This is a genomic window from Hymenobacter monticola (assembly GCF_022811645.1).
GTDB classification, from domain to species: domain Bacteria; phylum Bacteroidota; class Bacteroidia; order Cytophagales; family Hymenobacteraceae; genus Hymenobacter; species Hymenobacter monticola.
Map to the genome: position 1 here is coordinate 4,316,954 of NZ_CP094534.1, position 13,768 is coordinate 4,330,721.

The window sequence follows — 13,768 nt, forward strand, 5'->3', positions numbered from 1 at the left end:
GAGAGTTGAAAAAAGGAAATAACGCAGCTTATTGCCCGGCCGTTGCGGCGGCAAAAGGTACGGGGATTTCGCCGATTACGTGGCGCTCAATCCAGCCGCCGCCCAGCACGTCATGCCCGTCGTAGAACACGGCGGCCTGCCCGGGCGTGATGGCGTGCACCGGCTCCTCGAAGTACACCCGAATTTTGCCGTCTGCTTCTTCCAGGAAAGCGGGCGCTCCGTCGTGGTTGTAGCGCACTTTCACGATGGCGGGCACCAGGCCGCGGCCTTCCAGCGTGGCTTCCTTGCCCATGTTGAGCTTGCCCACGATGGTGGCCGTGCTGGCTAACTCGTCGTAGTTGCCCAGCACCACTTCGTTGGTATCGGGCCGGATTTCGAGCACGAATGCCGGGTAGCCCAGCGCCACGCCCAAGCCCTTGCGCTGCCCGATGGTATAGAACGGGTAGCCCTCATGCTTGCCAATGACGCGCCCGTTTTTGGTCACGAAGTTGCCGCCGGCCACGCGCGCCTCCAGACCCGGCACACGGCGGCGCAGGAAGCCGCGGTAGTCGTTGTCGGGGATGAAGCAGATTTCGTAGCTCTCGGGCTTGTTCACCAGTTCGGTGAAGCCGCGCCGACGGGCTTCGTCATAAATCTCGGTTTTGCGCATGCCGCCCAGCGGGAACAGCGTGCGGCTCAGGCTCTCCTGGCTCACGCCCCAGAGGGCATAGCTTTGGTCCTTGTTTTCGTCGAGGCCCTTGCTCACCACGTAGCGACCGTTTTCGTGGCGGATGTTGGCGTAGTGGCCGGTGGCAATGTAATGACAACCCAGCTGGTCGGCCCGGCGCAGCAGGGCGTCCCACTTAATGTGGGTGTTGCAGAGCACGCAGGGGTTGGGCGTGCGGCCGGCCAGGTATTCGTCGGTGAAGTTATCAATCACAAAATCACCGAATTCGTCGCGAATGTCGATGATGTAGTGCGGGAAGCCGAGGGTCACGGCAATGTCACGGGCGTCGTTGATGCTGTCGAGCGAGCAGCAGCCGGTTTCCTTCTTGGAGCCGCCAGCGCTGGCGTAATCCCAGGTTTTCATGGTCATCCCGACCACTTCGTAGCCTTGCTCGTGCAGCAGCACGGCGGCCACGCTGCTGTCAATGCCGCCGCTCATGGCGACGAGTACCCGTCCTTTTGTTTCCGTATTCATATTGGTGGTGCAATTCACCCGGAGCTTGAATGGTTCCGGCCGGCTCCGCAAAGGTACGGCAAGGGCCGGGCCCAGCCGCCGGCGCTATTCCACCACCAGCCGCCGGCCGCCGGCCACGCCCGCCAGCGCCACCCAATAGGTGCCCGCAGCCGTCGGCACCGCTAATTGCTGGCGGAGGCTGCCCAACAACTGCCGGCTGACCACCTGGCCCAAGGCATTAAAAACCTGCACCTCCTGCCGCAGCAAGTGCGCATCGTCAAGCTGCAGGGTTACTTGGCCCCGCGCCGGGTTTGGATACAGGTGAAACCCGGCCGCCGCATTGCCGGCGCGGGTTGCCGTCACAACGGAGGCGAGGGCGCGCGGGGCATTGATGCGCCCGTAGCCGTAGTACGGGTCCCAGCCCACGGCGTCTTCTACGGGGTTGCCCACCCGGTCGTCGGCGGTGTTTTGAATGATGGCCTTCACCTGCGCCGGCGTGAGGCCGGGCCGCAACGTGAGCATCAGCGAAGCGAGGCCCACCACCTGCGGCGTGGCCTGCGACGTACCGCCCCAGTAAACGCCGTAGTTGGTGTTGGACGCATAATCGAGGCCGTAGATGTAGTTGCCGGGCGCTACCACCGAGATGTGCGGCCCGAAATTGCTGCCGCTCGTGGCCGACCACGAAAACGGGTTGGCGCGGGTATCGTTGGGATTGGTGGCCCCCACGCTTATCACGCCCGTCATGCCGGCCGGGTAGTTCACCACGCCGTTGTTGTTGTTCATCATGCAAGCCACCACCACCACGCCGCGCTGGTTGGCGTAGGTAATGGCATCTTGCATGGCCTGGGACGTGCTGGTGCCGCCGAGCGACATATTGATGACGCGCGCCCCGTTGTCGACGGCGTAGTAGATGCCGCTCGTCCACCAGGAGTAAAAACCGGTGTTCTGAGCCGTGAGCCCCTTGCACACCATCAGCTTGCAGGCCCAGTTCACCCCGGCGTAGCCGATGCCGTTGTTGCCATTGGCCCCGATGATGCCGGCTACGTTGGTGCCGTGGCCCATGTCGTCGGCGGGGTTGTTGGTGTTCGAAACGAAATTCCAGCCCCGCACATCGTCCACGAAGCCATTGTTGTCGTCGTCGATGCCGTTCCCCGCAATTTCGCGGCGGTTGCGCCAAATGCGCCCGGCAAACTCGGGGTGGTCGAGCTTGATGCCGCTGTCGATGATGGCCACCGTCACCGACGAATCGCCCTGGCTGATGCTCCAGGCGTCTTCCATCTTAATATCGGCCCCGGCCCGGGCCGGCGACAGCGAAAACGTGCCGTTGTTTTTCAGGTACCACTGCCGGCTGTAGAGCGCATCATTAGGCGTCACCGACTGTACGCCCCCGCCCTGCCCCTCGGCGTCGAGCTCAACGTAGCGGAAGAGCCCGGTTTGCTGATAATCAAGCAGGGCCTGACGGGCATCGGTGCCCGCGGGCAGCGCAATGAGGTACATGGCCGGGGCCGTGGAGGCGTTTTTGCCCGGGTTGAGGGCTTGCACCTGCTCGGCCTTGTGGTTCCGGTTCACCGCCTCAAAAAGCTGCGCGGCCGGCCCGGCCGCGCTTTTCTGCAATAGCTCAGTGCGCAGGTTGTCCTGCAGGCGCACAATCAGCCGGGTTTGGGTGGCGGGCTGGGCCGTGGCAGCCGGTTGGGCGTTGGTCAGGAAAGAGGCCGTCAGCAACGGCAGCAACGGTAGGAGTTTTTTCATCGGAACTGGCAGGAAGGTAAAGGTTTTCTGCCCGGAAGATAGACACGATTCATTGCCTGCCCACGCTAAACCGGCTAGCCAGACCTGCTATTTCCCCCGCCCTTCCACAATAATCTTGAGCGTGTAGAGCAGCACCCGGAAGTCCATGGCCAGGCTCATGTTCTCGATGTAGAGAATGTCGAATTTGAGACGTTCCACCATCTGGGTCACGGTTTCGGCGTAGCCGTACTTCACCTGGCCCAGCGAGGTGAGGCCGGGGCGGACGCGGTGCAGGTGGCGGTAGTGAGGCGCGATTTTGACAATCTGGTCGATGAAAAACTGGCGCTCGGGGCGCGGCCCCACAATGCTCATGTCGCCCTTGAGCACGTTCCAGAACTGGGGCAACTCGTCAAGGCGCACCTTGCGCATGAAGCGGCCCCACTTAGTGATGCGCGGGTCGTGGTCGGAACTCAGGGCCGGGCCCATCTTTTCCGCGTCCACGAACATGGAGCGGAACTTGATGATGCGGAACGGCTGGCCGTTGCGTCCAATCCGTTCCTGCCGGTAGAACACGGGCCCGGGCGACGAAAGCTTCACCATGATGGCCGTGAAAGCATACACCCAGCAGGCCAGTACCAGAAACAGCGACGAGCCCACCACGTCGATGATGCGCTTGAGGATGACCTGCCACACGGGCAGCAGGTCCTGCTTGATTTCGATGAGCGGTGTACCGAATAAGTGGCTGACTTTCACCGAACCCAGCAGCATCTGGTATAAGTCGGGCAGGATGCTGACCCGGGCCGGCGTGCCGTCGAGCAAGGTCAGGATATCCTGGATAAGCCGGTGCTCGCTTGGTTCGATGGCGATGACGATTTGTTCGATTTTGAGGGCGCGCACCAGCGCCGGTAGCCGCTGGTAGGAGCCGCGGGCGGGCAGCTCGGCGGCCAGCGCTGGGTCCACGGTGTCGCCGACGGGCGCGAAGCCCACCAGGCGCAGCCCGAGGTGCTTGCCGGTGCGCGCCAGCTCGTGAAAGGTACTTAGCGCCAATGCGTTGGACCCCACCAGCAGCGTGGGAAAAGAAATGTTGCCCCGCCGCACCAAGCGCTGCACGCTGCTCACGGCCAGGGTGCGCAAAAAGCCCGTGATGAAAAAATGCAGCAGGTAGTAGGCCGAAAACGTCTTGTAGTAGGCCTTGTAGTTCATCACCCCCTCGTCGTCGAGCAGCAGGGTGAAGAAAATGACCACGGCCCCGAGAAGCGACACGCGGGCCAGCCGAATGATTTCGCCCAGGCGCGACTTGCGGTAGATGTCCCGGTATTCGCCCACCAGCGCGTAGAGGAAGGTCCAGAACACGGCGATGAATACGGCCGAGCCCGTGAGGTCGAACAAGGCCCCTTCGGTGAAGCGGTAGCCGGTCAGCTCGTTGAGCAAGTACTTGCGTACGAGGTAGAAACACATCCAGGCCAGAAGCGCCGCCCCAAAGTCGGCGGCCACGAGCTTGACATACTGAAAGCGGCGAATGAGCTGCAAAACGGTTACGGAAGGTGTATTTTCGCGGCCAGAAGACAAAAACCGCGCCGGACAAAGGTAGGACGCGCACGGGCTTGCCCACAGCAACGGGCAAGCTCAGCGGCGGCGCGGCGGCCCGCCCGGCTTAATTTCGGCTTTCATTTTTTCGATTTCGCCATTTCACCGCTTCAGGATTCTTACCGGCACCAGGGCCAGCGGCGCGCATTGGCCCGCGAGCTGCGCCAGCGCGGCATTCACGACGAGCGGGTGCTAGCCGCGCTGCAGGCGGTGCCGCGCCACTTATTTTTTGAGCCTGCGTTCCAGGACCACGCCTACCAGGACAAGGCCTTTCCCATTGGCGAGGGCCAGACCATTTCGCAGCCCTACACGGTAGCGTTTCAAACCCAGCTGCTGAACGTGCAGCCCACCGACCGGGTGCTGGAAGTGGGCACCGGCTCGGGCTACCAATGCGCGGTGCTGCTGCAGCTCACGCCCCACGTCGACAGCATCGAGTTTAACGAGGTGCTGTATGCGCGCACCCGGCAGCGGCTGGCGGCGCTGGGGGCCAGCGGGGCCGCGCTGCACTGCGGCGACGGCTCGGTGGGCCTGCCCGCGCAGGCGCCGTTCGATGGCATTTTGGTGACGGCCGGGGCGCCGGGGCTGCCGCCGGCGTTGCTGCGGCAGCTGCGCGTGGGCGGCCGGCTGGTGATACCGGTGGGCAACAGCCAATCGCAGCGCATGGTGCGCGTGACCCGCGAAGGCCCCGAGGCGTTCGTGCGCGAAGAATTCGAGGAATTTAGGTTTGTGCCCCTGCTGGGCGCCAGCGGCTGGCGCTCCTAAAGGCCGCGCTTCATCATTTAGCCATTTGCGGGGCGTATCTTGCTCACGGATTGCAACGCCGACGGACTACTGCTCCACCCCCCTGGCCCCGCCGCGCTGCTTCTGCCCTTTTCTTTTTTCTCTTTTCAGAATCTATGCTGAAACACTTACGCATGGCCCGGCACTGGCTGCTGGGCATGGGGGCCGCCGCCTTGTGCCAGGTGGCCGTGGCCCAAACCCCGCAAGGCCTAAGCCGCCGTTACCCCGAGCACCGCACCGGCATCCGCTGCGCCTTCGACAGCGCGCAGCAGGCCGCCTTTGCCCGCCAGCCCGGCGCCGAACAAGCCTACCGGGCCTTCCTGCAGCAGGTGGCCCAGATGCCGGCCAGCGCCCAGGCCCGTCTGCTGGCCACGCCCGACGTGACCGTGCCCGTGGTGATGCACATCATTCACACCGGCGGCACCGACAACATCACGGATGCGCAGGTGAACGACGCCATGCGCGTCATCAACGAGGACTTCAGCAAAACCAACCGCGACACGGCCGACGTCATTCCGTTTTTTCAGCCGCGCTACGCCAACATCGGCTTCCGCTTCCGGCTGGCCAAGAAAGACCCCAACGGCAACTGCACCACCGGCATTACCCACACCTACTCCACCGACACCAACATCGGCGACGACCGGGTGAAAAACCTGGTTAAGTGGGACCAGAGCAAATACCTCAACGTGTGGATTTGCACCAGCGCCAACGGCGCGGGTGGCTACGCCTACCTGCCCTGCACCGGCGGCAGCGTCGACGGTATCGTGATTCGCAACGCCCAGCTGGGCAGCATCGGCACTTCGTGCGGAGCTAACCTGTGCATTCGCTCGCTGACCCACGAAATCGGGCATTACTTCGGCCTGCCCCACACCTGGGGCGGCAGCAACACGCCGGGCCTGCCCAGCAACTGCGGCATCGACGACGGCATTGCCGACACGCCGAACACCATCGGCTCGCAGAACGGCTGCAACCTGAACTTTTCGCCCTGCACCGACCCCACCACCAACCTGCCCGTGCTGGCCAACGTGCAGAACTTCATGGACTACGCCACCTGCACGCGCATGTTCACGCTGGGGCAGCGCGCCGTGATGCGGGCTTCGCTGCAGCTGGGCTGCCGGCAGGTGCTCACCAGCGCCGCCAATCTGGTAGCCACCGGCACCAACGACGGCTACAACGCCGTGCCCTGCGCCCCAGTGGTGGCTTTTGAAGCCACGGCCACGGTGGTGTGCGAAGGCGCTACGGTTTCCTTTTCCGACTATTCCTACAATGCCAACCTGGCGGCGCCGGGCGTCACCTACGCCTGGCAGTTTCCGGGCGGCGTGCCCAGCACGTCGTCGTTGCGCAACCCCGACGTGACCTACCCCACCGGCGGCACTTACAACGTGACCCTGACGGTGACGGCCGCCGGGCAGAGCGGCACCCGCACCCGCACGGGCCTGATTCAGGTGCTGGGGGGCAACGTGGGCCTGACCGCGCCGCTGGCCGAGTCGTTTGAGAACCCCAATTTCCCGCTCAACTTCGCTGCGGGCGACCTGCGCAACTGGACCAACACCACCAACTCGACTTCGGGCGCGGCCCGCTGGGTGCGGCAGGTGAGCAACTCCAACGGCCTGCAGCCCAGCGACGGCACGGCTTGCGTGGCCGTGCGCAGCTCGCTGCTGCCGGCCGGCACCCAAACCCGCCTGCAATCGCCCAACATCAACCTGAGCGCCTACTCGGCCGCCAACCCGCCGGTGCTCACCTTTGACCGCGCGTATGCGCTGCGGCCCACCCCCATCAACGAGTACCTGAACGTGCAGTTCAGCGACGACTGCGGCCAGACCTGGATTAACCAGGGCAACATCTTCCCCGCCGCGCTCAACACCCTGGACACGGCCCGGGTCATTGGGTTCATTCCGACCTCGGCGGCGCAGTGGAAGCCGCTGGTGGTGCCCATTCCCGCCTCGTTCATCTCCGGCCATTTCCAGTTCCGCATTCAAATGCTGAGCAACGGCGGCAACTCCATCTACATCGACCGCCTGGCCATTCAGGCAGCCAGCGCGCTGGCCGGCCGCACGGCCGCCAGCACCGGCGCCCTGCGCGTGTTCCCCAACCCGCTCACGGCCGAAACGGCGGTGGAATTCACCTTGGCCGCACCCGGCCCGGTGCAGCTGCGCCTCACCGATTTGCTGGGCCGCGCGGTGGTTGCCCCGGTGCAGGCGGCGGGCCACGCCGGCCGCCAAACGCTGCCGCTGCTGCCGGCCGGCGCGGCCCGACCTGCTTCGGGTGTTTACCTGGTTGAACTGACCACGCAAAACGCGCGTTGGACTTCCAAAGTGGTAATGCCTTGATTTCAGGTTGATTCGGCTCGTCAGACGAGCCGACCGATGAACATTTTTTTGGGTTAGCTGCCACCCTTCTGCTGCTTTTCCGACCTTTGATTTCTTCTCTTCTTTTTTACACCCCTATGCTGAAAAGATTTTTACCCTCGGTAATGGCTGCGGCCCTTGCCTTCGCCGGCCTGGGCGCCCACGCCCAAACCACGCCCGGCAAAAACCCCAACTGGTGCGGCACCGTGGACGAGCAGGAGCGCTACTTCGCCGCCCATCCCGGCGCCCGCGATGCCCAAAGAGCATTTATGCAGCGCATGGCCGCCGATGCCCAGCAGCAGGCCCAGCGCACCAACTACGTGACCGACGTGACGATTCCGGTGGTGGTGCACATCATTCACGTTGGGGGCGCCGACAACATTAGCGACCGGCAGATTAACAGCGCCATTGCCCTGCTGAACGAGGACTACCAGAAGCTGAACGCCGATACGGCGCAGATTATCCCGCAGTTCCGGCCCATTGCTGCTTCGGTGGGCTTCCAGTTTCGGCTGGCCAAGAAAGACCCGAACGGCAACTGCACCACCGGCATTACGCGCCATTACATGCCGAGCCTGTTCAACGACAACCAAAGCGGCGCCATTCAGGCCGTGGGCGTGTGGGACCAGAGCAAGTACATGAACATCTGGGTGGTGAACACCATTGGTGTGGCTTCCGCCGGTGGGTTTGTGGTGGGCTACGTGTCGCCCCCGAACAGCCCCACCAACCCGCGCGACGGCTACGTGATTCGCCACGACTACTTTGGCAACCAAGGCACCAGCAGCCCCGGCAACGCCCTGCTGCGCGGCGCTACCCACGAGATTGGCCACTACTTTGGCCTGTCGCACCCCTGGGGCCAGACCAACAACCCCGGCTCCGGCGACTGCACCGGCACCGACTTCGTGGCCGACACGCCGCCCACCGACGGTACCTTCAACTGCAACCTGAACTACGCGCCCTGCGGTCCCATTGCCAACGTGCAGAACTTCATGGACTACGCTTCGTGCGCGTCGATGTTTACCCAGGGCCAGCGGGCCCTGATGCGCTCGGTGCTGGCGGCCAACCGTCCGAACCTGATTTCGCAGGCCAACCTAGTTGCGACGGGCACCAACGACGGCTACGTGGCCCCGAACTGTGCGCCCATCGCGGCCTTCGGCGTGGCCCCGGGTTCGAGCGCTAACGTGTGCATCAACACGCCCGTGACGCTGCGCGACTACTCGGCCAACTTCACGGCAGCAGGTGGTTCGCTGTCGTACTCCTGGTCGTTTCCCGGCGGCACGCCCGCCACGGCCACGGGCCAGCAGGTGAGCGTGAGCTACCCCACGGCCGGCTTCTACTCGGTGACCGAAACGGTGACCAACTCCATCGGCAGCACCGTTAGCACCCAGACCAACATCATTCGGGTGGAGGGCCCCACCGGTGGGGAAGCGGCCCCGCTCGCGCAATCGTTCGAGGACGCCAATTTCCCCAATATTTACGCCACGCCTACGTTGCGCAATTACGAAACCAGCGGCCTGACCGCAACCAATACCGCCTCCACCAACTTTGTGTGGCGCCGGCAGACGGCCGTGCCCGCCGCCGATGGCTCGGCCTATCTGCAAGTGACCAACCGCACCTATCCGGCCAGCGTCACGGCCACCTTGGTCACGCCCAACATCAACCTGAGCGGCATCAGCAACGCCACGCTGCGCTTTGCCCGCGCCTACGCCCTGCGCACGGCTGCCGATAACGTGCAACTGCGCGTATCCTTCAGCTCGGACTGCGGCACGACCTGGTCGACGCCGACCACCTTCAACGCCGCGGCGCTGAGCACGCAGGGCCTGACCCCGAACGACGGCTTCGTGCCCACCTCCAGCGCCGACTGGCAAACGCTGGCCGTGGCCATCCCGGCCCAGTTCCAGGGCAGCGGCCTCTTCAAAGTGCGCCTGCAAATGGTGAACGGCACGGCGCAAGGCAACACCTTCTTCCTCGACCACCTGCGCATCTCCAACCCCTTGGCCGCCAAGGCTGATGCGGGGGCAGCGAACGGCATCGCCGTGTATCCCAACCCGCTCACCCAGCAAACGGCCGTGCATTTGACCTTGGACAAGGCCGCTTCCGTGCAGGTGACCTTGGCCGACGTGCTGGGCCGCCCCGTGCTGGCCCTGCCGGCCAAGACCTACGCCGCCGGCCCGCAGGTGCTGGCTCTGAACCCGGCCGGACGCCCCCTGCCCGCCGGCGTGTACCTCGTGCGCGTCCGCCTCGACGGACAGACCTTCACCTCCAAGCTCACCGTCGAGTAGGTTTTTTCCAGGATGCATTAACGCTAAAAAGCCCCGTCCGACTCCGGACGGGGCTTTTTTGGCTCTTTACAACTAAGAGTTGAAGTTGTATATTTGCTGACCTACTGAATTTTAATTCCACGCATTGGCGTTGGTCCGATAATAGATAATTTCCCTTACTCACCTTCTCATATGATGAAAAGAGTTTTACCCTCGGCCCTGGCTGCTTTGCTGACCCTCTCGGGTCTAAGTGCCATTGCCCAAACGCCTGCTGGCATCTCGCCCAACTGGTGCGGCACCACGGACGAGCAGAACCGCTATTTTGCCGAGCACCCCGGTGCCCGCGAAGCGCAGAAACAGTTCAGCGAGCGCATGGAGGCGCTGTCGAAGGCGCAAACCCAAGGGGTGCAGCAGCGCAACAACTACGTGACCGACATCACCATTCCGGTGGTGGTGCACGTCATTCACGCGGGTGGCACCGACAACATCAGCGACCGGCAGATTAACAGCGCCATTGCCCAATTGAACCTGGACTACCAGAAGCTGAACCCCGACACAGCCGACATCTCGCCGCTGTTCCGGCCCATCGCGGCGGCGGTGGGCTTCCAGTTCCGGCTGGCCAAGAAAGACCCGAACGGCAACTGCACCACCGGCATCACCCGCCACTACGCGCCCAGCATCTCGGTGGACGACCGCAGCGGCGCCGTGCAGGCCATTTCGAACTGGGACCGGGCCCGCTACATGAACATCTGGGTGGTGACGGGCATTTCGAGCGGGGCCGCCGGCTACGTGTCGCCGCCCAACACGCCCACCAACGTGCGCGACGGCTTCACGGTGCTGAGCACCTACTTCGGCACGCAGGGCACGGGCAGCCTTTACGTGGGCCGCGCCGCCACGCACGAAATCGGCCACTACCTTGGTCTGTCGCACACTTGGGGGCCCACCAACAACCCCGGCACCGGCGACTGCACCGGCACCGACAACATTCCCGACACCCCGCAAACCGACGGCATCTACTCGAACTGCAACCTGAACTATGCGTCCTGCGGCCCCGTCGCCAACGTGCAGAACTTCATGGACTATTCGTATTGCTTCCGGATGTTCACCCAGGGGCAGCGCACGTACATGCGCAACGTATTGGCCGCCAACCGCTCGCTGCTAACCTCGCAGGCCAACCTGGTCTTTACCGGCACCAACGACGGGTATGTGGCCCCCGACTGCGCCCCCATCGCCGACTTTGCCATAGCCCCGGGTTCGAGCGCCAACGTGTGCATCAACACGCCCGTGACGCTGCGCGATTATTCCACCAACTTCACGCCCTCGGGCGGCACGCTGTCCTACTCCTGGTCGTTTCCCGGCGGCACGCCCGCCACGGCCACGGGCCAGCAGGTGAGCGTGAGTTACCCCACGGCCGGCTTCTACTCGGTGACCGAAACGGTGACCAACTCCGTCGGCAGCACCAGCAGCACCAAAACCAACATCATTCGGGTGGAAGGCCCGACCGGCGGCGAAAGCGCTCCGCTCACGCAGTCGTTTGAGGACGCCAACTTCCCTAGTCTCTTTGCGGCGCCCACCTTGCGCAACTACGAAACCAGCGGCGCCACGTCCGCTGGCGTGGCCAGTTCCTCTTTTGTGTGGCGCCGGCAGACGGCCGTGCCCGCCGCCGACGGCTCGGCCTACCTGCAGGTGACCAACCGCACCTACCCGGCCAGCGTCACGGCCACCCTCATTACCCCCAACATCAACCTGAGCGGCATCAGCAACGCCACGCTGCGCTTTGCCCGCGCCTACGCCCTGCGGTCGAGCACCGACAACTCGCAACTGCGCGTGTCCTTCAGCTCGGACTGCGGCACGACCTGGTCGACGCCGACCACCTTCAACGCCGCGGCGCTGAGCACGCAGGGCCTGACCCCGAACGACGGCTTCGTGCCCACCTCCAGCGCCGATTGGCAAACGCTGAGCGTAGCCATTCCGGCCCAGTTCCAGGGCAGCGGCCTCTTCAAAGTGCGCCTGCAGATGGTGAACGGCAACGCCCAGAACAACAGCAACACCTTCTTCCTCGACCACCTGCGCATCTCCAACCCGTTGGCCGCCAAAGCGGACGCCGGCGCCGCCCGCGGCATTGAGGTCTACCCCAACCCGCTCACCCAGCAATCGGCCGTGCATTTGACCTTGGACAAAGCCGCCGCCGTGCAAGTGACCTTGGCCGACGTGCTGGGCCGCCCCGTGCTGGCCCTGCCGGCCAAGACCTACGCCGCCGGCCCGCAGGTGCTGGCTCTGAACCCGGCCGGACGCCCCCTGCCCGCCGGCGTGTACCTCGTGCGCGTCCGCCTCGACGGCCAGACCTTCACCTCCAAGCTCACCGTCGAGTAAGCGAGGCCCCGCTGGTTTAAAACGTTTCAAAGCCCCGTCCGGAGTCGGATGGGGCTTTTTTTGCGGTCGGCGCTTGCGGCTGGGGCGTACCTTTGTGCACGATGCAAGCTTCGGCATTCTTGCCGCCGCCCATTTCATAGCTCCCTGACTTTTATCGCCCGCATATGCGCAAGCAAAAACCGGTGGCCGACTCCTTCGTCATCATGACGGAGCTGGTGCTGCCAAACGACACCAACACCCTGAACAACCTGATGGGTGGCCGCATGATGCACCTCATGGACATTGCCGCCGCCATCTCGGCCCAGAAACACTCCAACCGCATTGTGGTCACGGCCTCGGTCGACAACGTCTCGTTCCGCGACAGCATCCGGCTGGGCAACGTCGTGACCCTGCAGGCGCAGGTGACGCGGGCCTTCAGCTCCAGCATGGAAGTGCACATCGACGTGTGGGCCGAGGACATTCCCAGCGGCACCAAGATTAAAACCAATGAGGCTTTCCTGACCTTTGTGGCCGTCGACCAGTCGGGCCGGCCCATCGACGTGCCCGAGGCCGTGCCCGGCACTCCCGAGGAAATTGCGCTCTACGACGGGGCCTTGCGCCGGCGCCAGCTGCGCCTCGTGCTGGCCGGCCGCATGCAGCCCGGCGAGGCCAGCGAGCTAAAAGCCTTGTTTGCCCTGGAATAACCACCGAAACTTGTTGTATCTTTTGCGCTGTTTCCACAAGCCATTACCTCGCTATGTCTGCTGAACAACTGGCTTTTCTGCAAAATTTCTATACCGACGTGACGTTGTACGTGCCGGCCGAGGCACCAGCGCCCACCTCCACGCCGGTACCCGCCGCGGCCGTTGGCCCGGCTGCGAGCGCGGCGCCTGCCCCGGCCGCCGGCCCCGCTAATGCCGCACCCCCCAACCCGCTGGCTGAGCGCCTGAACCGACCCGACGATGCCCCCGGGCCTCGGCCGGGCCTGCCCAAGTCGATTCCAACTGCCACCCAGGTGAAGCTGACCGACCGGCTGGCGAGCGCACGGGAGGTAGCACCGGCTGGCCCGCCTCCGGCTCCCGCTCCGCCCGGCGTGGCCCCGGTGATGATGACACCGTACACCACCATGGGCAACAACCCACAGGGCGTGGTGCTGCTGTTCCGCCTGCCCGCCGACCAGTTTCAAAAGCTGCACCGCAACATGTTCCTGAACAAGATGCTGCAGGCCCTGAACATGGTGATGGCCGACGTGATGCTGGTAAATGTGGAATCGGAGCTGCCGGTGGCCTTAGCCAACTTGCGCCAACGGCTGGCCGCCACGCAAATCATAGCCTTCGGTAAAAACCTGCTTGACACTACCATCCGCAACACCCAGATTTACGAGCCCGTCCTGTTTCCAAGCTTGAACTTGGCTTACCTGGCCTCGGCCACGGTCGACTTGGTGGAGTACGACGTGAGTTTGAAAAAACGCCTCTGGCCCGGCCTGCAGCGCATGTTCAGCTAGTGAATCCGACCAGATGACAACTAGTGTGTTACGTTATCGAACGAAAAAAAGC

Annotated in this window: 9 protein-coding genes; 6 read left to right on the forward strand and 3 right to left on the reverse strand. The window is 64.0% G+C overall.

All coding sequences use genetic code 11. The annotated features are described in order from the left end of the window. Positions 1 to 28 precede the first annotated feature (28 nt). From mnmA to MTP16_RS17970, 3 genes are all read right to left on the reverse strand, one after another. The gene (gene mnmA, locus MTP16_RS17960; RefSeq protein WP_243512509.1) at positions 29 to 1,180 is read right to left on the reverse strand and encodes a tRNA 2-thiouridine(34) synthase MnmA; all 1,152 of its coding nucleotides are present in this window, start codon (positions 1,178 to 1,180) and stop codon (positions 29 to 31) included. An 84-nt stretch (positions 1,181 to 1,264) separates the two neighbouring features. Then, the gene (locus MTP16_RS17965; RefSeq protein WP_243512513.1) at positions 1,265 to 2,908 is read right to left on the reverse strand and encodes a S8 family serine peptidase; all 1,644 of its coding nucleotides are present in this window, start codon (positions 2,906 to 2,908) and stop codon (positions 1,265 to 1,267) included. An 87-nt stretch (positions 2,909 to 2,995) separates the two neighbouring features. Continuing rightward, the gene (locus MTP16_RS17970; RefSeq protein WP_243512515.1) at positions 2,996 to 4,417 is read right to left on the reverse strand and encodes a sugar transferase; all 1,422 of its coding nucleotides are present in this window, start codon (positions 4,415 to 4,417) and stop codon (positions 2,996 to 2,998) included. A gap of 204 nt (positions 4,418 to 4,621) precedes the next feature. Between MTP16_RS17970 and MTP16_RS17975 the strand changes: the two genes are divergently transcribed. The 6 genes from MTP16_RS17975 to MTP16_RS18000 all read left to right on the forward strand — a co-directional run bounded on the left by MTP16_RS17975 (position 4,622) and on the right by MTP16_RS18000 (position 13,716). After that, complete coding sequence (locus tag MTP16_RS17975; protein WP_243512518.1) at positions 4,622 to 5,236, forward strand: protein-L-isoaspartate(D-aspartate) O-methyltransferase; 615 nt, start codon at positions 4,622 to 4,624, stop codon at positions 5,234 to 5,236. A 134-nt stretch (positions 5,237 to 5,370) separates the two neighbouring features. Continuing rightward, positions 5,371 to 7,584, forward strand: coding sequence for a M43 family zinc metalloprotease (locus MTP16_RS17980; protein ID WP_243512525.1), 2,214 nt, complete (start codon positions 5,371 to 5,373; stop codon positions 7,582 to 7,584). Positions 7,585 to 7,727: 143 nt separating this feature from the next. Next, positions 7,728 to 9,881: a M43 family zinc metalloprotease gene (locus MTP16_RS17985; protein WP_243512528.1), complete on the forward strand. Its 2,154-nt coding sequence runs from the start codon at positions 7,728 to 7,730 to the stop codon at positions 9,879 to 9,881. Positions 9,882 to 10,055: 174 nt separating this feature from the next. Continuing rightward, positions 10,056 to 12,233 (forward strand): M43 family zinc metalloprotease, encoded by a 2,178-nt coding sequence (locus tag MTP16_RS17990; RefSeq protein ID WP_243512531.1) that lies wholly within the window; start codon positions 10,056 to 10,058, stop codon positions 12,231 to 12,233. Between the two features lie 164 nt (positions 12,234 to 12,397). Beyond that, entirely contained in the window at positions 12,398 to 12,916 is a 519-nt protein-coding gene (locus MTP16_RS17995) for an acyl-CoA thioesterase (RefSeq protein WP_243512535.1), read from the forward strand. Between the two features lie 53 nt (positions 12,917 to 12,969). After that, positions 12,970 to 13,716, forward strand: a complete 747-nt coding sequence (locus tag MTP16_RS18000; protein ID WP_243512538.1) for a hypothetical protein — start codon at positions 12,970 to 12,972, stop codon at positions 13,714 to 13,716. Positions 13,717 to 13,768: the final 52 nt, after the last annotated feature.